Here is a 19,677-nt window from a genome sequence, read left to right on the forward strand (position 1 = left end):
CTCGTCAGGCCGTGATGGCCCGGTCCCAGTGGCGGGGTCCCGCGCACCGGGTGATGAAGGTCTGCGCGTCGTCCGCGCCGGACACCGTGAGGACGGCGTCGTCGGCGTCGACCTTGCCGTCGAGACCGGCGGCGGCGACGAGCGTGCTCGTCGCTCCCCCGAGCCCGATGACCTTGAAGTGGGTGAAGGCGTCGGTGACGAAGTCACGGGCGGCCGGCTCGTCGGCGAGCGCCGCGCCGCCGGCATCGCCGGCGATGATCGCGACGGCGTCGTAGAGCACCGAGGGGGCCCCGGCGATCGCCTGGTCCGCGGGGATGCGGCGACCGTCGGAGAGGGTCGTGCCCCCCACGGCGATCGCGATGACCTCGACCATGCCGCCCGCGTCGGTGACCGACTTCTCGACGGCGGCCACGGTGCCGGCGTCCGCGCCCTCGCCGAGGAGCAGCCCCAGCTTGCGCCCGGCGAAGGTCTCCGGGGCGTTGGCCAGGATGCTCAGCGCCGGCGAGGGGTCGAGGTCGGTGCGGGTCTCGACCGCGGCGGGGCTGGCCTCCGGCAGGTCGAGGGCCAGGCCCTTCGCGACCCGGCCGGCGAGCTCCTCGTCGACGTTGCGCAGGTTGGCGACCATCCGTGAGCGGATGGCCTCGATCTCGCACTTGCCGAGCTCGAAGACGTAGGCCGCGACGATGTGGTCCTGCTCGACCGGGGTCTGGCTCACCCAGAACTGCCGCGCCTGGCTGTAGTGGTCGGCGAAGGACTCGCTGCGGATGCGCCGGGTCGTGCCCTCGACGCGCTCCGGCACGGGCACGTGGCCCTCGGCGCCGGCCTCGCGCGGACCGCGCTCGGCGCCGCTGAAGGAGTTCGGCTCGTAGGTCGCGCGCCCCGGCTGCAGCGAGGTCTGCATGTGGCCGTCGCGCTGGAAGTGCGCGACGGGGCAGCGCGGCGCGTTGACCGGCAGCTGGCTGAAATTCGTGCTGCCGAGCCGCTTGAGCTGGGTGTCGAGGTAGGAGAAGTTGCGCCCCTGGAGCAGCGGGTCGTCGCTGAAGTCGATGCCCGGCGGCACGTTCTGCGTCATGAAGGCGACCTGCTCGGTCTCCGCGAAGACGTTGGTCACCGTGCGGTCCAGGGTCATCCGGCCGATCGGGCGGACCGGCAGGACCTCCTCGGGGATGATCTTCGTCGCGTCGAGCACGTCGAAGTCGAAGGAGTCGGCGAAGTCGTCGTCGAAGACCTGCACGCCGAGCTCCCACTGGGGGAAGTCACCGGACTCGATGGCGTCGTAGAGGTCGCGCCGGTGGAAGTCGGGGTCGGCGCCGTTGATCTTCACCGCCTCGTCCCACACGACCGACTGCATGCCCTGCAGCGGGGTCCAGTGGAACTTCACGAAGGAGCTCTTGCCCTCGGCGGTGACGAAGCGGAAGGTGTGCACGCCGAAGCCCTGCATCGTGCGGAAGGAGCGCGGGATCGCGCGGTCCGACATCTGCCACAGGGTCATGTGGGTCGACTCGGGCATGAGCGAGGCGAAGTCCCAGAAGGTGTCGTGCGCCGACTGCGCCTGCGGGAATCCGCGGTCCGGCTCCTCCTTGACGGAGTGGACGAGGTCGGGGAACTTCAGCGCGTCCTGGATGAAGAAGACGGGGATGTTGTTGCCGACGAGGTCCCAGTTGCCCTCGTCGGTGTAGAACTTCGTCGCGAAGCCGCGGACGTCGCGCGCGAGGTCGAAGGAGCCGAGGTTGCCCGCGACCGTCGAGAAGCGCACGAAGACCTCGGTCTTCTTGCCGGCCTGCGCGAAGACGCTCGCCCGGGTGATGTCGGCGAGCGACTCGTAGGCCTCGAAGACGCCGTGGGCGCCGTAGCCGCGGGCGTGGACCACGCGCTCGGGGATGCGCTCGTGGTCGAAGTGGAAGATCTTCTCGCGGAAGTGCGCGTCCTCGAGCAGGGTCGGGCCCCGGTCACCGGCGCGAAGGGAGTTCTGGTCGTCCTCGACGGGCACGCCGTGAGCGGTCGTCAGCGGGGGGCTGTCGCCGCCGCTGCGCTGGTGGAGCTCGTCGCCGGCCCCGCGGACGTCCTCGGAGGTGTTCTTGGCTGCCATGACTGCTTCCCGGTCGGGTCGGCGCGAGGTCTCGCGCCGTCCCTCGACACAAGCACGCAGGCCTCCCGCGGGACGCGGGAGCAGACACCCCCCTTGGGGTGTATGCGCGGACTCGGCAGTGAGCATCGGACGGGCTATTTTGGGCCCATGCACGAAGCCGGTCCCAGCGGGCCCATCCGCCTGTCTGTCCTCAACGACTACGAGGTCGTCGTCCACGGCGTCGCGGCCATGCTCGCCCCCTTCGCCGACGAGATCCGCGTCGTCGAGCTGGACTGCGACATGCCGCTGTCGCAGCCCGTCGACATCGCGCTGTACGACGCCTTCGCCGCGCCGTCGAACGCCCCCCGCAAGCTCGACACGATCGTCTCCGACGACAAGGTCGGGCACACCGTGCTCTACACCTGGGCCGCCGGGCCCGAGGTCATCGCCGCGGCGCGCGACCGCGGCCTGTCCGGCGTGCTCTCGAAGTCGATGAGCGCCCAGGAGCTCGTCTCCGCGCTGCGCCGGATCTGCGCCGGCGAGACCCTGCTCACCCCGCAGGCCGCGACGGACGTCGAGCCCCGCGCGGCCGGCTGGCCCGGGCAGGAGCAGGGCCTGACCCCGCGCCAGTCCGAGGTCATCGCGCTCGTCACCGAGGGGCTGAGCAACCAGGAGATCGCCAAGCAGTGCTACCTGAGCATCAACTCGGTGAAGTCCTACATCCGCGCCGCCTACCGGACGATGGGCGTCTCCTCGCGCAGCCAGGCCGTGCTGTGGGGCATCGACCACGGCTTCCACCGCGACCAGCTGCGTCTCATCGCCCGTGACGGCGACGGCGCCCGCACCTCCTTCGTCGTCGACGACGGCCAGACGTCTGGCTGAGCGATGCGTGCGGCGGCTCTGCTGCTCGTCCTCGCGCTGCTCACCGGCTGCGCGAGCATCCCTCGCGACCCCGACGGCACCCTGGAGCAGGTCCGCTCCACCGGCGAGCTGAGGGTCGGGGTCTCGCACCACCCGCCGTGGACCGACGGCACGACCGACCCCCCGACCGGCTCCGAGGTCGAGCTCGTCACCGCGTGGGCCGAGTCGCTCGGCGCCCGCCCCACCTGGCGGGTCGACGGCGAGGAGGCGCTCGTGGCCGCCCTCGAGCGCGGCGACGTCGACGTCGTCGTCGGCGGGCTCACCGACAAGAGCGCCTGGAGCTCGAAGGTCGGGATGACCCGTCCCTACGTCGAGGTCTCCGGGCCGGACGGCACGCACGCGCACGTCATGGCCGTGCCGGCCGGCGAGAACGCCCTGCAGTCCTCGCTCGAGCGCTGGCTCGACGACCACGGGAGGGCGCCATGAGCACCGAGGGGGCTCTGTCCTTCGGGCGCACCCAGCTGCCCGACGAGCAGCGCCGGGCCCTGACGCGCGCGGTCCACCTCGAGTGGGTGACCATCGCCTTCATGACGACCGCCGTCGCCGTCGTCTACCTCGCGATGGGCAGCTCGCAGGCGATGAAGACGGCATGGGTCGAGGACCTCCTCGCCTTCATCCCGCCGATCGCCTTCCTCCTCGCCCAGCGCCGGGCCCGCCGCCCGGTCGACCCCGACCACCCGTACGGCTACCACCGCGCCGTCGGCGCCGGCCATCTCGCCGCAGCCGTCGCCCTGCTCGGCACCGGCACCTACCTCGCCGTCGACTCCGCGATGGGGCTGATCAAGGCCGAGCACCCCCCGGTCGCCACCGTCGAGATCTTCGGTCACGCGGTGTGGGCGGGCTGGGTGATGATCGCCGCCATGGTCTACACGGGTGTCGGCCCGGTGATCCTCGGACGGATGAAGATGCCGCTCGCCGACGCGCTGCACGACCGGGTCCTCTACGCCGACGCCGACATGCAGAAGGCCGACTGGCGCACCGCCGCCGGGACGGTCGTAGGCGTGCTCGGCATCGGTCTCGGGCTGTGGTGGGCCGACGCGGTCGTCGCCATCGCCATCTCCTTCTCGATCATCCGCGACGGGTGGACCAACGTCCGGCACGCCTCCGGGGCGCTCGTCGACTCGCAGGCCCGCACGGTCGAGGGCTCGCAGCCGCACCCGCTGACCCGCCAGGTCGACGAGGCGCTCGAGGAGATCGCCTGGGTGCGTCGCAGCGGCAGCCGCGTGCGCGACATGGGCCACGTCTTCCACGTCGAGAGCTTCGTCGTGCCGCACGCCGGCCACACCCCAGACCTCGGCGACCTCGAGCACGCCGCGCAGGTCGCCCGGGCGCTGGACTGGAAGGTCGACGACGTCGTCGTCGTGCCCGTCCGCGAGATCCCCGAGGAGCTCGACCGTCGAGCACGGGCGAAGGGGTGACCCCTCCCCTGCCGTAGCATCGTGGCCGCGTCCCGCGCGGGGCGCAGGGCGGCCCCGGCCGCCGCCGCTGGCGTGGCGCAACTGGCAGCGCACCTGTCTTGTAAACAGGTGGTTGAGGGTTCGAGTCCCTTCGCCAGCTCTGAAATCAAGGGAAACACCTCACTCCCCACCCTCCGGAAGGCCGAAGCCTCCACTTTCGCCTCCACTTTGGCCCGGCGAAGGGGGCCGAGGGTCGGCCGCTTCGAGCGCCGCCAGCACCCGAGGATCTTGCTCCCCACGGCCCAGGTAGACGTCCTGCGTCATCGACACCCGCGAGTGGCCGAGCTGGTCCGCGATGATCCGCGCAGTGACCCCGGACCCGTCGAGGATGCTCGCCGTCGTCTTGCGCCAGGCGTGCGACGTCACCCACTCCAGATCACTGTCGAGGCGCACCTCGTAGAGCCACCGACTCACCGTGCGCGGCTCCCGGAAGCCACCGTCGACCGTGCCGAAGACCGGCTCCTCCGGCCCGACCCCGATCTCAGCGCGCCGCCGCAGCATCGCCACGCACCACTGTGGAAGGGGGAGGAGCCGTTGCCCGGCCGCCGACTTCGTGGGCTTGCGGATCAAGCCTTGACCCGTCACCCGGATGAGGGTCGAGGTCACCGCGACCGTGCCGGCCTCCAGGTCGATCTCCGACCACAGCACCGCGACGACCTCACCGATCCGCAGACCCGTCGCCAGCATGAAGGCGCACAGGTCCGGCAGGTCGTGCTCGACGGCCCGAGGATCACGGGTCACGGCCAGGAACCACGCCGCCCGCTCCTGCTCGGTCAACGCACGCGGCCGACGACGAGGGCCAGCACTGAGCCGACGCACCTCACGAGTCGGGTTGAACCGCACCGCACCCTCACGCACCGCCCGACCCATCGCACCGGAGATCACCGCCCGCGACGTGCGCGAGGTGGCCGACCCGACCCGCTCGTGCAGGTCCACGAGGAAGCGGTCCACGATGGGCGTCGTCACCTCACCCAACCGCAGGTTGCCCAACGCGGGGGAGACGTGTCGCTGCCACTGGTAGCGATAGGTCTGCACCGTCCCCGGCGACCGCTCACCCATCCGCACGAGCTGGTCGAGGTCGGCCAACCACTGCCGCACCGCCTCGTCCAAGGTGTCCCGAGCCGTCAGCCCACCGACGCCGGTCGTGGCCGCATCCTCCAGAGCCGTCGTGAGTGCCCGTTGAGCCGCCGCCTGCGACGACCCCCACCGCTCCACCCGACGCTTGCGACCGTCGAAGCCCCGGAACCACGCCCGAGCCTTGTACGCCGCCCCGGAGTCCGTGGCCACGCGCACCGTCGAGATGGCACCCCACTCGCCCGGAGCCAACCCCTGCCGTCCCACGGCTCACGCTGCCGTCTGCTCGTCGAGCCACTCGAAGACGTCGCTCTCCCGGTAGCGCAGGCGACGACCGATCTTCAACGCCGGAGGTCCCTCGCCCTGGCACCGCCAGTCGTAGAGCGCCCCCACGGGCACCCCGAGGAACGTCGCGACGTCCTGCACCGTCCACAGCGGGTCATGTCGATTGCACATCTGAATCCCTTCTCTCCCTTGTCTGTCGTGTCTTCTCAGTTCGCCCGTGCCTTCTCGGCACGCCACTGGTCGTAGGCCCGAGCACGGTCCGCAGCCGCCAGAGCCAGCGCCGTGTCACCGTCGTTGTCCCACCCGGTGCCCACGTAGCTCCAGGAGCCCACGACGAGGGTCGTCTCCTCCTCGTCATCCGCGATCAGGTCCGCGAAGTCGAGGACCGGCACCTCACGCCCCTCCCGAGCACAGTCGGAGGCGATCCGCTGCCACCGCTGCCGCGCCCGACGCAAAGCCCCGAGCGTGATCGAGTACTTGCGCGACTTGCTGGAGAAGTGCCCCCGGAAGCCGAGCATGTGCACCCACTTGCCCAGCAGCTCGTAGTCATCGCCGGCCGTGCGCTGGTCCGCGAGGTCATCCAGAGTCGCCCGCAGACGCCGGTAGTGGGCCGACTCCCTTCGCGGATCGGTCGTGTCCGACGCGGCCTTGGTCGCGTACTTCGCCAGATAGCCAGCGACCTGCTCACCCACGAGCGGGGCGTCCGGATCATCGCCCCGCGAGCCGGTCACCGTCCGGGCATCGACCTGAGCGCCGAACCGCAGCCGACCGCCACCCTGACCACCGCACGACGGAGCATCGAAGTGGACCCGCGCCACCGCATCCTCGAGGAGCCCCGCCAACACCCCAGCCGAGACCGCCGCAGGCGCAGCCGCATACCCCTCTAGCGTCTTCGGCCCATCGAGACGCACCAACGCATGGAAGTGCACCACGCCCCGCGCCTGGTACTCCGCGACCTTCGCGTACTGCAAGGTCGCCACCTCCCGCAGCCGAGAGTCCGGCACACCCAGCGCACGCGCGATGACCCGACGCGCCGCGATCGTGAACCGCCGCCACAACTCCGGAGCCCACCACTGCCAGATCGCGTGCCCCACGTAGTCGTAGCAGTCCGAGCAGATCGGCGTCCCCACGTCGAGGTCACCGTCCTCGTGAGCCCGCCAACACGCCACCGGACGACCGTGCTCGCACACCCCGCGCCCATCACGAGGACGGCACCGCTGGCCCCCCTTCGCCGCATGCACCGGACCGAAGGACGGAGCCGTCAACGTCAGGAAGACCAACGGATTACCGCTGACCTCCTCCGGCACGCTCTTGCCCCCGACCACACCGGCCCGGATCATCTCGAAGGTGTCCCGCGCATAGATCCGCGAGCAGGCCGGGCACACACTCGCCCGCCGATTGCCGCACCGCACATAGGTCACCCCGAAGGGCTCGTGAGCAGACGAATAGCTGCTCAACACCTCACCCGTGGCCCGGTCGACGCGACGAGAGGACCCGACCAGCCGGATCGGGTGCGCGCAATGACCCACCCGCGCCGCAGCATCCGCCCAGGCATCGAAGGTGCCGCCCACGAGGCGATCCACCACGCCCTGCCGAGCAGCCGCCCCGAGGCTCCCCAGATCCAGCGGCGCATCGTCGCTGTAGCCGGGGAACCCGAAGGGGGCGCTGCGGTCAACCATCAGAACTCGCCTGCCGCGCCACTCGCACACACGCAGTCGAGACACACGAGGTGATCGCGGCCATTGCCGATCACATAGGCCCAGCCCTCACAAAACGTCGTCGCCGCCGCGATGGCGTCCGAGGTCGTCGGGAAGATCGTCCGCGCATCGAAGCGCCGCACGAAGACCACCCCGCACTCATCGCACGCGACCGCCGCACCCCGACCCAACGACGAGCGAAGGGGGAGCACCTCAGACGGAGCCGCCGCCAGCATCCAGCTCATGCCGTCTCACCCAGCCCGAACCGCTCGTGATCCAACGTGCCGCCCCACACGCCCTGGTCGTCCCACGTCTGCGCGTAGTCCAGGCACATCGCCCGCACCGGGCACGAGGCGCACACCTCCAGCGCCTTGTCCGTGTCGTCGCGGCCACGCTCCGGAAACCACCAATCCGGGTGCGGATGGCGCACGCACGCCCCGTGGAGATTGAGCGTTGCCAACGTCCGCGTGGCAGCGCGAGAGCGCTCATTCGGCATCATGACGAACCCCTTCCCGAGATGACTCCCAGCGCTTCGCCGCCGGGTAGTGCGCCGCTGTGGCCTTGATGAGCGAGTCCGGCCAGAAGTGCGCCCGCACCCGCGCCACCTCGCCCTCCTCCGTGACGAGATAGCCAGCACCCCGCATGTCATCCGGGATGCGATGGGCCGGAGCCTCATCACTCAGACCCGACCCAAGGACCATCTGCACCTCCTCGACGCTCTGGAGACGCAGCGCCACCGTCTGCGTGAAGAGCCCCCGCATCGGGACCGTCTCCTTCTTCGGGTCCTGCACGAAAGCGACGACGACAACCCCCATCGCCCGGCCCTGCGTCAAGATCTCCGACAGCAGGCGATTGCCCTCCTTCTTCACCCCGGCATCCGCATAGGCCGTCAACGCCGCCAGCTCGTCAATGACCAAGACGTGCAGCGGATCACCCGGCATCGGCTCATGAAGCCGCGACTGCCCGACCATGCGGACCGCACGCTCATCGATGATCGCCAGCAGATCCCGCAGCACCTCCACGGCCTGCTCCGGCTTATACGCCGTGCGATACATCAGCCCGTCGCCCATCGCGATCTCCACGCCACGCTTGAGGTCCACGCCGTGCACCCGCACCGTGTCCTGCCTGATCCACGGACCCAAGGAAGCCACCGAGCCCCACAGGATCGAGCCCTTCCCCGAGCCCGACCGACCCGCGACCAGCGTGTGCCGACCCACCAGCGACAGCCGCCACGGGTCGCCCGACTCCTCCCGACCGACCTCCACCGGCTCCAGGGCCGCACCCGGCGCACGATCCGCAGGAATCCTCGCCGTCGTCGCACCCGCCAGCGCGTCACCCATCGTCAACCGCAGCACCGCGACCGCAGCCGAAGGCGTCGAGACACGAAAACTCGCAGCACCGAAGTCAGCCGCGAACTTCTCCGCCACCGCAGCGATCTCCGACGACGACTGCCCCCGGCGAGCCCGGATGCGAGCCACGACCACACCACCGCACGAGGTCACACCCAGCAACGCCGGATCGACCCACCCGCGACCGTCCTTGGTCTGAATCTCCTTCGACAGGCCAGCCGCCCGAGCGACATGCGCGAAGTCTCCACGCACATAGCGCCGGTAGAACCACGCCACGACCTGATTTGGGTACCGCAGCGCGACCACGAAGGCCGCGATGAAGACGAGCAGCGCAGCCACGCCCACCACGGCCCCGAGCATCTGGAGCTGCGACCCGAAGGCCGCGACCCACGAGGTGTCAGACGGATCGGTCGGCAGCCCCCATAACGTCCGCTCAGGGGCGCGACCAGCGAACCAGCCCGCACCGAGCAGCGCCACGCACACCGCCAGCAGCCGCCACAGGACCGGGCCAGCCGCCTGGACCGCGAGGACACCCCCACGGACCAGACGACGAACCCTCACGGCACGCATCACGCAGCCGCCGACTCCGAGCGACCCGAGACCGAGGGCTTCGCCCCCTTGCCCGGAGCAGTCATCCCCTCCGCCCGGAAGGACCACGCCAACCGAGGACGCACCCCGTTGTCATCGACGTAGGGCAGAGCCGTCAGCCCCACGAACTCCACCGGAGTCCACGGGAACGGCGTCCCGTTGTCCGGAGGAACCGGCTGCACCTTCGCCGCGATCTTGATCGACAGAGCCGTCTCCTTCTTGCCGGCCTCCTCGTCCGCGTCCAGGACCGTCACCTGCCACAACGGCAGGCCCGAGTCCTTATCCAACTGCTGCGGCCGCGAACCATCCGGCCGCTTGTCCGCATCGAAGTCCGCCACCGGCTCCACACCCCCCTTCAAGAACGCACCCGCGGGGAAGACGTCCGCGTGACCGACCGGGAACCGACGTTGCATCGCCATGATTTGCTCCTCTTGATTGGTGCTGGCTTAAGCCAGTGCGACGACGCTACAACTGGCTCAAGCCAGTGTCAACAGGTGGCTTAAGCCAGGGGCCTACACTGTGGATATGAGTGAGAAGAAGGTGTCGGCCCAAGGGGCGGGCACGGCGAGTCGTCAGGTGGCGGCCGCGTTGCGTGCTGCCATCGAGTCGGGGGAGTACGAGCCAGGCGACCGGCTGCCCTCTGAGCGCGTGCTGGCTGCAGACCACGGGGTTGCTCGCAACACCGCCCGCGAGGCCGTGCGGCAACTAGCCGAGGCGGGGCTCGTGACCGCACACCACGGCAAGGGCGTCTTCGTGCGGACCAAGCCGCGGCTGATGCGGTTCGGCCAGTGGCGCTACTCCCGGAGACTGCGCGAAGAGACGGGCCTGTCTCCGTTCCACGCTGAGGTAGCCGCCCAGGGTCGAGTGCCGAACGCCTTCCTGAAGGAGATTGGCCGTGTAGTGCCATCACCTGAGATCGCTGAGCGCCTGAACGTCAGCCCTACCGAGGCGAGCGTGGTGCGGCGGGAGAACTGGTATTTCGCAGACGACGAGCCGATGCAGATTGGCGTCACCTACGTGCCGTGGAGCATCGCGGGCGGAACGGAGCTCGGGGAAGGCGACAACCTCGGCAAAGGCGACCTCTATGCCCGCTTCGCCGAACTGGGGCACGAGATCACTTATACCCGTGAGGAAGTCACAGCCCGTATGCCAACGCTCGATGAGGTTGACGGGCTGCGGCTGCCCGAAGGAGTTCCGGTCCTCGTCGTTCTGCACACTGGCCTGGACCAAGACCGCAAGCCGTTTGAGGTGACGCAGTTCATCATGCGCGCTGATTACTCGGGCCTCGACTACACGATGAAGGTGGACGAATGAGCGATATCGAGATTCGCCCAACTATTCCGGCTGACCTTGACGCCCTGGCCGATATTCTGCTTCAGGTCCACGCGACCGATGGGTATCCAGTCGAAGGTGTTGATGACGCCCGGGCATGGGTCGACCTGCCGAAGGCGCTAGGCCAGTGGACCGCTCTGCTGGAAGGGCAGCCCGTTGGCCACGTGGCACTGAAGCGGCCTGATCTTGGAGACGGAGCGCCAAGATTACTCACTGAGCAGCAGGGCGTCCCGCCATCGCGCATTGCCACCCTGGCCCGTCTTTTCGTGTCCCCGACAGCGCGAGGCCGCTCTGCGGCAAGATGTCTTCTGGACGCAGCTTTGGACCGAGCGCGTCGTGATGACCTAGCGGTAGTGCTTGATGTAATGTCCAAAGATAGAAATGCCATCCAGCTATACCGCTCATCCGGTTGGCGCTTTCTCGGCGAGTTAGACCACGTCATCACCCAAGGGAGCCGCGTTAAAGCACTAGCCTTTTGTTGGCCAGGCTAGCCGCTAACGTTACTCCCCAACTCCCTTTTCTTTTGCTCTATCAACGAGCGGTTGAACCGCCTCTGTGCCGAGGATCTCTCGCAAGGAGGCAATCAACTTATTAATCCTGTAGGCGTTCAACCCCGTGAGTGAACTGGAATGATCCAGTCGTTGCATATAGTGCAAGACAAGATCGTTCCCATAATCATTAATCGCCCCGTTGGGGGGATTGTATTCACGGAATCCCTCACCTAGGTCGAGGCCTTGACTTGAAAGCATTTCGATTCCTTCCGGAATGCTTGCGCCAAGGTATGGCACCACATCTGCCCACCGCATCAGCTCATCCCGTTTCGCAATTCTGGGTATGCCCCGAAGGCGGTTGTCAACGTGTTCCCGCAACCAAGTCGTCCAGACTTCGCCTCCATCGACTTCATCGGCGCGCAAGACATCAATGGTTGCCGATGCAAAGGCTGGGGCAAACGCGCCCTCTCGGGCGACAACGCTCTGTGCCAGCAATGAGCGCCTATCATCCCCGCTAATTCCAGCAAAACAAGCGATGGACGCGACCAGCCGTAGAAAACTTCCTTGAACGTCTAGGTGCTCATCGAACCGGTCGAGGTAAACCCACTCTTCAAGGATCAGTTCTAGGAGACCACCCGCAAGCATCTTGTCGTTCACGCGGGGGTGGTGGAGGTAGGCAAACCAACATTTCGTCGAGGACTCGCCTCGAAAAAGAGGGAAGAGCCGTCCTTGGGCGAAGACTGGGTCAGCTGCAAATAGGAAGTAGAGGGCGCGGGCGAATGCCGGATGGACGGCATCGTGGGTAGCGCTTGGGCCCGACAAGAGCGCGCCGAGGCTGGAGGCCTCTTCATCGCTAAACCCTGACCACTCTGCCCTATGGCGGCGCCACCGCCGATCGATCTCCCGTAACCAGAATGATACAAGCTGGCCCGGCCAGGAGTTCAAGTACATTGGAGCGAAGGACAAGGTTCCCGCGTCCTCAACGCTGCTGAAGGATTCCTTCTGCGCGTCCCATACTTCATTGGCGATCGCGCGCATTGCGATTATCGACTCAGACTCGCTCCACTCAATGTGTGCCTCGGCCTGACGGGACAGAAAATCGCAGATGACGTCCGTTGAGTCAGGGTCATTGACCAGAGATCCTACAAGGGAGAGGACGTCCCCTGAACTTTCACCAAGATCGGCACCTGCCCAGCCACCAACGACAGCCCGTTGGATCTCGCTACTCCGGGTAGTGAGGTCAGATCGGGCGCTAGCTTCCCTCCAAAGCCGCAAGCCTAGGTCGGCGCGCGACTCTGCCACGCTTCGCAGCAAGTCGAGTGCATCGCTCCACTCAGGTTGGCTAAACTCTATTCTCGAATAGTCCCGCTTCAGCAATTCATCGAGAGTCTCATGAGGGCGCTGCTCGAAACGACCAATAAACTCATCGACCTCCATTGGTAGCCTGCGTCCCCATACTCCACTCTCCATCCAGTGGTCGAAATCAGGATGATCCCTCGGGGCAAATGTCGGGTTCGCGTCCTCGATTTCCTTCAGCTTTGTCGCGGCCTCGACCCAAGTGGGAGCTACTCGAGCGAGCCAGACGAGCAGATTGTATCTCCCGTAGGCAATATGGCGTTCTCGGTCGGGAACTTCTTCGGGATAATCAGGCCCCGCTTCTGCTGCGCTTAAGAGTTCTTCGCGGACTGATTGAGACGCATGTTCAGCGGTTACAGAGAGAACCCGATACGCCTCGTGCTTCAGGTCGGCAGCATAGAGCGAAGTTCGATCAAGAAGCCACCGAATCTTTTCGTCAGGCGTGCGTGAGGCATCTTCAACTAAAAGATGTAGTGCGAGTCTCTGAAATAAGGTGTATCCAAGGGACCACCAAGCGTTCGGGAGGTTTGGGTCAACTCCGATGGCCCGCTCACCATAGGTGCGGAGAGCGTCGATGAGGGAGTCGATGGGCCGCGGAAACTGATCTTGATCGTGCGGTTCAATTGCGGATCGGGCGAAGCTCATCCTGCGGTCATTGGGCTTCCCCAAAAATGCACTGAAAAGCTCGTGAATCCCGCTCAGTGTGTCCTCTAGGAGGACTCCCAGGCTGCGATTGCCGGCTTCGCTCGCTTCAATTGCCTTCAGAAGGTTGGCTGACAGACTCTCTGCATTGATGGGCCACTTGAGTTCCACATCAGGAGGCCGACTCATGGGCTCGGACGACTCTTCAGCGAGCCAGTCTGCCTTCAACTCAAGCCGCGGCCTTAACACAGTGCGCAGAACCGCGCTATTCTCTGCAGAGTCACCGGGAAGGTAACGTATGAGGGGGGCGATATTTGGAACATTCTGGACGGACGTGCCTAACAGGGTCTTCCAGCGAATGCCCGCGACGGCATCCAGACTGCTGAGATCCCCAGCAGCCCAACAGGCCCAATTAAAGAGCTCTTCGCTAAAGTTCTGTCCCAGCCGCTGAACGGTGCCCAGTGCCTCGCAGTGCAGGTCGGGGTCGGCGATGAAACACTCACCAAACCAGCGGGCTAGGACCGATGTCGCCTCGGACTGGGGGGCGCCTCGGAAGAGTCCCTGGAAAGTTTCTTGCCCCTCAATCCACCGGAGCCAACTGATGCGCTGGGAGGGAGTCGAGTCACGAACCTCTTGAGCAAACTCCTTGGCGCCGGACGCGGACCCGATTCTCTCCGTTAGATAATCCTGATCGACGGGAGTCAGTGAAGTGTTTCCTCTAATGATCTCTTGTATTCTCGCCCTATGCTCAAGTTGCCCCATGCGTGCCCGGGTGGCCCACGCGTCTAGACAGGCGACAAGAGCGGCATGGTCGCCCTGCTTGACGGGATATCCGATTGGTGAAACTCCAAGTCTGGCCCACCGTGCACTCAGCGCATCCTCTGTAGAAACAAACGCGTACCTAGAGCTGCCTGCAGGAAGACCGAGCCCGAGATACCTCATGATTGGGTCGTCGTGGCTATATCCGATAAAGAGGACAGTAAAATGTTGAAACATTGGTAACAGGAACCGGGTTGCCCACGCTTGGGTTAGATAGGCGCGCCCGAAGTCGCTGTCAGTCAGGACCAATCGGCGAGCCTCGCCTAGTACAGATCCATGCAGGTGGACCAGGCCAACGAAGTCGTCGCCAATCGGTAGGGCTGGACCATCCCACCTCTCAGGAACAGGAATATCTTGAAGTGCTGCACTCTCGGCGAGATGGTCGTCAAAGTTTGTTGTGACAAGACGAAGTGGGCCTCCGGCGCTGGCCAGCCGAGTTATCGCGTCATGAGTTGAATTTGGTCGGGACTCGCCCCGCGAGAGCAGATTTTTGGTCTGTGTGTGAGTGTCGAAATCTTTAGGTAAAGAGCCGAGGAAGAAGTCAATAGCCAGGTCTGGCTCGTAGTCAGAGTGAGCGAGTTCGGCCAATTTTCTGGCGAGTGCATCGAAAAGTGGGAGATTTGATGGCTCATCCACTGAGGCGCCGGCGCCGACAAAGAGGACCAAGCGCCCCTCGGTCAAAGCGTCCAATACGCGTTGAGGTACGGCGACATCACTGGTCATCCAGACCTTTGGTTCGTTTGCCATAGATTTTCCCCTCAGGCCCAGCCGTGGCCGGACAGTCCCTACTGCGGCGCCCCAAGTTGCTGGTTGGCCATCTGTCTTGTCCCGACTCGGAGACTAGACGAACCCACTCGTGACGCAACCGTCTTAGCTCTTTGAAGAGACCGCCTCTTGTGGGCCAAACGACAGTTCCTGCCTTCACATCCTAGAAGCCGACGTTGTAGCAGGGCCGCCCAAGTAGGGACGCTGACCTCCGTCCAACCTGTGAGTAGTTTCTCCACTGACTCAAGCGCGCCTCCGGCGCGAGCCGGCGGGCCTTCGGCCCGCCGCCGTGCCGGGCGTGCGGCCTGCGGCCGTTCCGGGCGCGGCGGCGAACCTCGACCCAACCGGCAGACCAAAAGGAGCGACGCCCAGGACCTCATCCCGAGCGTCGCTCCCTTCGCCATGCAGCTACGTGATTGCCACCGTGCGATAAGTAGGCTGGCAGTATGCGCGTCCAACTCCTGTACTTCGACGGGTGCCCGAACTGGCAGGTGGCCGACGGCCGCATCCGTGAAGCGCTGGAAACCCTAGGCATCCACGTCGACGTGGAGAAGGTCCTGGTGACCACCCCCGAACAAGCTGAGCAGTGGAGCTTTCGTGGCTCGCCGTCGATCCTTGTCGACGGTGAGGACCACTTCGCCGAGCCAGGCGCGCCGGTCGGGCTGTCGTGTCGGCTGTATCGGACACCAGATGGCGTGGAGGGTTCTCCCACAGTTGAACAGCTAGTCCAGGTCCTATCTGGGACATAGCGCCAACGAAACATCGACGGAACTGCAGCCGAGATGGCCTTGCTGGCTCGGAGCAATGACGTGAGCAAGGTCGGTGGTCCAGAAGTGAAGTTGGGCGGACACGCCGCCGCGCGAATACGTCACCTTCACGCCTCCGACCCTCCGCTTCACTCTCCGCCCACCTCCGGACCGCATCAAGGGCGCTCCGCGTCACTGCGTGATGGACTCCGTCCACCCTTGACCCGGCCACTCCGGCAGGATCCTCTGCTCCGCTACAGGGTCGGTGGCTAGATCCGGCCAGCCCTCCACTTACGCCTCCTCTTTCGTCCAGAGAAGGACCGATCCAGCCCGAGTCGGCTCCGCACATGCACGCGAAGACCGTTGGAAACACAGGGAATCCGAGTCCCAGCAGTACCCAACCGAGGAGCCCCGCAGGGAAACAGGTGGTTGGGGGTTCGAGTCCCCCCGCCAGCTCCCCTTCGCCGCAGCATGCCGATGGCCGCGACCCGTCAGGTCGCGGCCATCGGTGCGCCCGGGTGGGCGAGCGGGTCAGCGCAGGACGTTGCCGTTGAGGTAGCTCTGCAGGCGCGAGGTGGTCTGCGGGCCCCACGCGCCGTCGGGGGTGGCGCCGACGCGACGCTGGAGGGCCTTGGTCGTCAGCGGGCCGATGGCGCCGTCGCGGGCGACGCCGAGCTTGCCCTGCATCTTCATCTTGTCGCTCGTGTCGAGCCAGCCGTTGACGGAGCCGCCGACCCAGGTCTCGATGCCGGCGTTGGTGCGCGGGCCCATGACGCCGTCGACGACGAGCTTGCCACCGGTCGAGGTGACCGGGGGGCGGGCGTCGTCGCGCGAGGGACGGTCGCCGCCGGTGTAGGGGTTGACGGCCAGGCCGTTGGTGCGGGTCAGGCCCGCGCGACGCGAGCACACCGGCCAGGCGCCGGGGCCCTGGACCCGGAGCACCTTCTGGGCGATCTCGATCTGCTGCGAGCGCGTGGCCTGGTGGGCGTAGGCGGCGTAACGCCCGCCGCCGAAGCCGCTCCACGTCTGCGCGGAGAACTGCAGCCCGCCGTAGTAGCCGTTGCCGGTGTTGATCGACCAGTTCTGGCCGGACTCGCACGCGGCGACGCGGTCCCAGACCGTGCCGGCGGCGCCGGCGCTGCTCGCCAGGCCGATCCCGCCGACGACGGCACCCGTCGCGCCGAGGACGGCGACACCGGCGCGCAGGCGCATCCGGCGGCGAAGGGAGGAGCGGTCGGGGAAGTCGGTGGTGGCGAGCATGTGGCGGGCCTTTCGGTTGGCGCGAGGTCAGGGGGTCCTCGCGGGAGCCGTGCGCGACGCTATGTGCACTTCAGTCACACCAACAACACCTGGCGCGTAAATACAGACCTGTAACTCCGGCCCCATCTGCCCCACCCCGGCCCGTCCAGACCCCGGCTACCACGCCGTACTGGTGGTGATCACGACCAGTACTGCGTGGTAGCCGGGTGTCTCGTCGAGTGGGGTCGAGGGTGGGGACGGCGAGGGCGGCCAGGGCGCCCGGGCACGGCGAAGGGGGCCTGCTCACCGTGGTGAGCGGGCCCCCTTCGCTGGACGCGGGTCGGGTCAGCCGACCGTGTTGAGGTGGTTCTGCAGCGCCTTGACCGTCCTGACGTCCCACGAGCCCGTCCGGCTCACGCCGAGCGTGCGCTGGAGCGCGGAGACGAAGGTCGCGTCGTTGATGTTGCCGTTGCGCTGCGCGGCGGGCACGCCGACCTTGCGCTGGAGGCGGTGCACCTCCCACTTCGCGGAGAGGACGCCGTTGCGCGCCTGGCGCGAGCCGATCCAGCTCTCGATGGCCCGGTTGGTCTGGCGGCCGCGGATGCCGTCGACGGCGACGTAGCCGTTCTCGGAGACGCGCACCTGCGAGCGGGCGGCGCGCTGCGGCTCGGTGCCGACGGCCAGGCCGTTGGCGGTCGTCAGACCGGCACGGCGCGAGCACACGGGCCAGGCGCCGGGGCCCTGGGCCTTGAGGACCTTCTTGGCGATCTCGATCTGCTGCGACTTGCTCGCCTGGTGGGCGTAGGCGGCGTACCGGCCGCCGCCGAAGCCGCTCCACGTGCGCGGGTGGAACTGCAGGCCCCCGTAGAAGCCGTTGCCCGTGTTGATCGACCAGTTGCCGCCGGACTCGCACGCGGCGACGCGGTCCCACACGGTGCCGGCGGAGGCGGAGCCCGCGGTCGCGACGGTGCCGACGGCGGCGGTCGCACCGGCGACGGCGACACCGGTGACGCGCCGACGGGCGGTCGAGCGGTGGGTGGGCAGGGCGTGCTTGGGCGCGTAGAACATCAGGGCAGGGTCCTCTCAGGGGGATCAACGCACGTGCGCGCCGTCCAGGGGTCAGACGCGCGACGCGTACGGACGTTACCTTCCCGTGACCTTTCGGGTCAACCGCCCCTCGACGAAGGGGGACCCGCTCACGTCCCCGGGTGGCTCGCCCCCGAGGGGTCGTCTCGCGTGTCCCGCACGCCCTCGAGACGTCGTCTCTGGTTGACCGGCGAGTCCAGCGGGGCGGCGAGCACCTCGCCGAGGGTGACGCCGGTGGCGATGGCCAAGATGATGCCGAGCGCGGTGAGCACGCTGGTCCACCCCTGCGCGCCGGCGTCCGACCCCGGCACCGTGAGGTGGTAGAGCCCGATGAAGATCGACAGACCGGGCATGAGGCCGAAGCTCGCGGGGATGCCGAGGGTGATCGGCGGCGAGTCCATCCGCAGCGCGACGAGGCGGGCGGCGAAGCCGAGCGTCACCGCCGCGACGCCGGTGGCCGTCACCCGGCCGAGGCCGCTCTGGGTGAGATAGCTCGCGAGGCCGACGGCGACGACCCCGAGCAGGGCCGCAGGCACGAGCATGCGGCGTCGCGCCTGCACGGTGATCGCCCCGGCCGCGCCGACGATCGCCGAGCCGAGGAGCACCGTCTGGGGGCTCGCCGACGCCCAGGCCAGCCGGCCGACGTCCGGCGGGCTGAGCACGACGCCGAGCATCTCGACGACGGCCAGCGAGGCGGTGAGCCCGGCGGCCACGCCGACGATGAGGCCGAAGGAGTGCAGGAGCACCGCGAAGAGCCGGGCGGTGCCGGTCACCGGGTAGCCCCCGATGATGTCCTCCATCGCCGAGGTGATGGTGCGCGCGGGCAGGAGCATGACGATGCCCCCCGCGACGACGTAGGCGAAGTCCGAGGGCGTCATGGGGAACCACTCGATAGACCCCAGGGCGTACGCGACGAAGGCGACGACGGTCGCGACGGCGCCCCCGATCGCGCCCGTGTAGAAGTCGGGCAGGTGCACCGCCGACAGGGCCCGCAGCACGCGGTCGACGACGATCGCGGTGAGCAGCGCGACGAGCACACCGACCCACCCGGCGCCGAGCGCCATCGCGACGCCCGCGGCGACCGCGCCCTGGCCCGTCGTGACGATCCACCGGGCCCACGTGCGCGGCGCCCGGCGGATCTCCTGCAAGCGCACCCGTGCCTGGTCGATGCTCGTCTCGCCGGAGATGACGTCGTCGACGAGGGAGTGCACGGACGCCAGCCGTCCGAAGTCCATCTGGGGCGCGCGCACGACCCGCAGCCGCGAGATGCTCGACCCCGACGGCGTGCGCGCCTGGATGTGCAGGGACTGCATCGTCAGGTCGATGTCCATCTCGTCGACACCGGCCGCGACGGCGACCCCGATGACGGCGGCCTCGACGGACGGCGCACCGGCGCCGCTGCGCAGCATGAGCTCGCCGACGCGCAGGCAGACGTCGATGACCTCGGCGACCGCGTGCTCCTCGGCGACGGCACGGGTGACACGGGGGTCGCGGTACGGCGTGCCGCGCAGCGACCCGAGCATCGGCAGGGTCTCGGTCGGTGCCTCGCCGCGCACGGTCGGGCGGCGCCGGGGCCTCGGCTGGGCCGGCTTCGTGCCCTGCGGCGGCTTCGTCGGCATGGTCGCCGGCTTGACGGGGATCGGCTGGCTCGGCAGACCGGGCTGGGTCGGGATCGGCTGGGTCTGCCGCGGCTGGCGGTACTGCCCGGGCAGCCACGCCTGCCGGCCGGTCCGTGCGCCTCTGGGTCGATCGCTCACTGCTC

18 protein-coding genes and 1 tRNA gene are annotated in these 19,677 nt (G+C 67.6%); 7 read left to right on the plus strand and 12 right to left on the minus strand.

Translation table 11 applies throughout. The features are described from left to right. Window positions 1-4: 4 nt before the first annotated feature. A complete protein-coding gene (locus tag L6241_RS05030; RefSeq protein WP_368245186.1) occupies window positions 5-2,089 on the minus strand; it encodes a catalase in 2,085 nt (694 codons plus the stop codon). Between the two features lie 147 nt (window positions 2,090-2,236). Between L6241_RS05030 and L6241_RS05035 the strand changes: the two genes are divergently transcribed. The 4 genes from L6241_RS05035 to L6241_RS05050 all read left to right on the plus strand — a co-directional run bounded on the left by L6241_RS05035 (window position 2,237) and on the right by L6241_RS05050 (window position 4,546). Then, complete coding sequence (locus L6241_RS05035; protein ID WP_224766850.1) at window positions 2,237-2,950, plus strand: response regulator transcription factor; 714 nt, start codon at window positions 2,237-2,239, stop codon at window positions 2,948-2,950. 3 nt (window positions 2,951-2,953) lie between these two features. Next, window positions 2,954-3,415, plus strand: coding sequence for a transporter substrate-binding domain-containing protein (locus tag L6241_RS05040; protein WP_368245187.1), 462 nt, complete (start codon window positions 2,954-2,956; stop codon window positions 3,413-3,415). Continuing rightward, the gene (locus tag L6241_RS05045) at window positions 3,412-4,407 is read left to right on the plus strand and encodes a cation diffusion facilitator family transporter (RefSeq protein WP_368245189.1); all 996 of its coding nucleotides are present in this window, start codon (window positions 3,412-3,414) and stop codon (window positions 4,405-4,407) included. Before L6241_RS05040 ends, L6241_RS05045 begins: the two co-directional genes overlap by 4 nt. Window positions 4,408-4,473: 66 nt before the next feature. Then, window positions 4,474-4,546 (plus strand) — tRNA-Thr (locus tag L6241_RS05050). A gap of 20 nt (window positions 4,547-4,566) precedes the next feature. Here L6241_RS05050 and xerC read toward each other — a convergent pair. The 7 genes from xerC to L6241_RS05085 all read right to left on the minus strand — a co-directional run bounded on the left by xerC (window position 4,567) and on the right by L6241_RS05085 (window position 9,858). Next, entirely contained in the window at window positions 4,567-5,733 is a 1,167-nt protein-coding gene (gene xerC / locus L6241_RS05055) for a tyrosine recombinase XerC (protein ID WP_368245190.1), read from the minus strand. A 57-nt stretch (window positions 5,734-5,790) separates the two neighbouring features. Further along, a complete protein-coding gene (locus L6241_RS05060; RefSeq protein WP_368245192.1) occupies window positions 5,791-5,976 on the minus strand; it encodes a helix-turn-helix transcriptional regulator in 186 nt (61 codons plus the stop codon). A gap of 35 nt (window positions 5,977-6,011) precedes the next feature. Continuing rightward, window positions 6,012-7,484: a replication initiator gene (locus L6241_RS05065; RefSeq protein WP_368245193.1), complete on the minus strand. Its 1,473-nt coding sequence runs from the start codon at window positions 7,482-7,484 to the stop codon at window positions 6,012-6,014. Continuing rightward, window positions 7,484-7,747 (minus strand): hypothetical protein, encoded by a 264-nt coding sequence (locus tag L6241_RS05070; protein ID WP_368245194.1) that lies wholly within the window; start codon window positions 7,745-7,747, stop codon window positions 7,484-7,486. Before L6241_RS05070 ends, L6241_RS05065 begins: the two co-directional genes overlap by 1 nt. Continuing rightward, window positions 7,744-8,001, minus strand: coding sequence for a WhiB family transcriptional regulator (locus L6241_RS05075; RefSeq protein WP_265230629.1), 258 nt, complete (start codon window positions 7,999-8,001; stop codon window positions 7,744-7,746). Before L6241_RS05075 ends, L6241_RS05070 begins: the two co-directional genes overlap by 4 nt. Beyond that, window positions 7,988-9,328, minus strand: coding sequence for a hypothetical protein (locus L6241_RS05080; protein ID WP_368245195.1), 1,341 nt, complete (start codon window positions 9,326-9,328; stop codon window positions 7,988-7,990). The genes L6241_RS05075 and L6241_RS05080 overlap by 14 nt, the downstream gene beginning before the upstream one ends. 92 nt (window positions 9,329-9,420) lie before the next feature. Further along, window positions 9,421-9,858 carry a plasmid replication, integration and excision activator gene (locus L6241_RS05085; RefSeq protein ID WP_368245196.1) on the minus strand — a complete coding sequence of 146 codons (438 nt, stop codon included), beginning with the start codon at window positions 9,856-9,858 and terminating at the stop codon, window positions 9,421-9,423. A gap of 106 nt (window positions 9,859-9,964) precedes the next feature. Here L6241_RS05085 and L6241_RS05090 point away from each other — a divergent pair, with 106 nt between their 5' ends. Beyond that, window positions 9,965-10,753, plus strand: a complete 789-nt coding sequence (locus L6241_RS05090; RefSeq protein ID WP_368245197.1) for a GntR family transcriptional regulator — start codon at window positions 9,965-9,967, stop codon at window positions 10,751-10,753. Continuing rightward, a complete protein-coding gene (locus L6241_RS05095) occupies window positions 10,750-11,262 on the plus strand; it encodes an N-acetyltransferase family protein (RefSeq protein ID WP_368245198.1) in 513 nt (170 codons plus the stop codon). Before L6241_RS05090 ends, L6241_RS05095 begins: the two co-directional genes overlap by 4 nt. 9 nt (window positions 11,263-11,271) lie before the next feature. On the opposite strand, the gene L6241_RS05100 is transcribed toward L6241_RS05095, so the two are convergent. Next, window positions 11,272-14,802 carry an SIR2 family protein gene (locus L6241_RS05100; RefSeq protein WP_368245200.1) on the minus strand — a complete coding sequence of 1,177 codons (3,531 nt, stop codon included), beginning with the start codon at window positions 14,800-14,802 and terminating at the stop codon, window positions 11,272-11,274. Window positions 14,803-15,290: 488 nt separating this feature from the next. Between L6241_RS05100 and L6241_RS05105 the strand changes: the two genes are divergently transcribed. Next, window positions 15,291-15,593 (plus strand): thioredoxin family protein, encoded by a 303-nt coding sequence (locus L6241_RS05105; protein ID WP_007924834.1) that lies wholly within the window; start codon window positions 15,291-15,293, stop codon window positions 15,591-15,593. Between the two features lie 528 nt (window positions 15,594-16,121). On the opposite strand, the gene L6241_RS05110 is transcribed toward L6241_RS05105, so the two are convergent. The 3 genes from L6241_RS05110 to L6241_RS05120 form a co-directional block, all read right to left on the minus strand. After that, window positions 16,122-16,850, minus strand: a complete 729-nt coding sequence (locus L6241_RS05110; protein WP_368245201.1) for a transglycosylase family protein — start codon at window positions 16,848-16,850, stop codon at window positions 16,122-16,124. Window positions 16,851-17,174: 324 nt separating this feature from the next. Further along, window positions 17,175-17,897 carry a transglycosylase family protein gene (locus tag L6241_RS05115; RefSeq protein WP_123093535.1) on the minus strand — a complete coding sequence of 241 codons (723 nt, stop codon included), beginning with the start codon at window positions 17,895-17,897 and terminating at the stop codon, window positions 17,175-17,177. A 128-nt stretch (window positions 17,898-18,025) separates the two neighbouring features. Next, window positions 18,026-19,672: a threonine/serine exporter family protein gene (locus L6241_RS05120; protein ID WP_368245202.1), complete on the minus strand. Its 1,647-nt coding sequence runs from the start codon at window positions 19,670-19,672 to the stop codon at window positions 18,026-18,028. Window positions 19,673-19,677: the final 5 nt, after the last annotated feature.

Origin of the sequence: Janibacter sp. Y6 (assembly GCF_040900765.1) — a bacterium.
In the GTDB taxonomy this organism is placed as follows: Bacteria; Actinomycetota; Actinomycetes; order Actinomycetales; family Dermatophilaceae; genus Marihabitans; species Marihabitans melonis.

What these genes read in the sequence shown, in the direction of transcription:
- L6241_RS05030 (WP_368245186.1), bottom strand. Translation starts at nt 2,089, where the DNA reads ATGGCAGCCAAGAACACCTCCGAGGACGTCCGCGGGGCCGGCGACGAG.
- L6241_RS05035 (WP_224766850.1), top strand. Translation starts at nt 2,237, where the DNA reads ATGCACGAAGCCGGTCCCAGCGGGCCCATCCGCCTGTCTGTCCTCAAC.
- L6241_RS05040 (WP_368245187.1), top strand. Translation starts at nt 2,954, where the DNA reads ATGCGTGCGGCGGCTCTGCTGCTCGTCCTCGCGCTGCTCACCGGCTGC.
- L6241_RS05045 (WP_368245189.1), top strand. Translation starts at nt 3,412, where the DNA reads ATGAGCACCGAGGGGGCTCTGTCCTTCGGGCGCACCCAGCTGCCCGAC.
- L6241_RS05060 (WP_368245192.1), bottom strand. Translation starts at nt 5,976, where the DNA reads ATGTGCAATCGACATGACCCGCTGTGGACGGTGCAGGACGTCGCGACG.
- L6241_RS05065 (WP_368245193.1), bottom strand. Translation starts at nt 7,484, where the DNA reads ATGGTTGACCGCAGCGCCCCCTTCGGGTTCCCCGGCTACAGCGACGAT.
- L6241_RS05070 (WP_368245194.1), bottom strand. Translation starts at nt 7,747, where the DNA reads ATGAGCTGGATGCTGGCGGCGGCTCCGTCTGAGGTGCTCCCCCTTCGC.
- L6241_RS05075 (WP_265230629.1), bottom strand. Translation starts at nt 8,001, where the DNA reads ATGATGCCGAATGAGCGCTCTCGCGCTGCCACGCGGACGTTGGCAACG.
- L6241_RS05085 (WP_368245196.1), bottom strand. Translation starts at nt 9,858, where the DNA reads ATGGCGATGCAACGTCGGTTCCCGGTCGGTCACGCGGACGTCTTCCCC.
- L6241_RS05090 (WP_368245197.1), top strand. Translation starts at nt 9,965, where the DNA reads ATGAGTGAGAAGAAGGTGTCGGCCCAAGGGGCGGGCACGGCGAGTCGT.
- L6241_RS05095 (WP_368245198.1), top strand. Translation starts at nt 10,750, where the DNA reads ATGAGCGATATCGAGATTCGCCCAACTATTCCGGCTGACCTTGACGCC.
- L6241_RS05100 (WP_368245200.1), bottom strand. Translation starts at nt 14,802, where the DNA reads ATGACCAGTGATGTCGCCGTACCTCAACGCGTATTGGACGCTTTGACC.
- L6241_RS05105 (WP_007924834.1), top strand. Translation starts at nt 15,291, where the DNA reads ATGCGCGTCCAACTCCTGTACTTCGACGGGTGCCCGAACTGGCAGGTG.
- L6241_RS05110 (WP_368245201.1), bottom strand. Translation starts at nt 16,850, where the DNA reads ATGCTCGCCACCACCGACTTCCCCGACCGCTCCTCCCTTCGCCGCCGG.
- L6241_RS05115 (WP_123093535.1), bottom strand. Translation starts at nt 17,897, where the DNA reads ATGTTCTACGCGCCCAAGCACGCCCTGCCCACCCACCGCTCGACCGCC.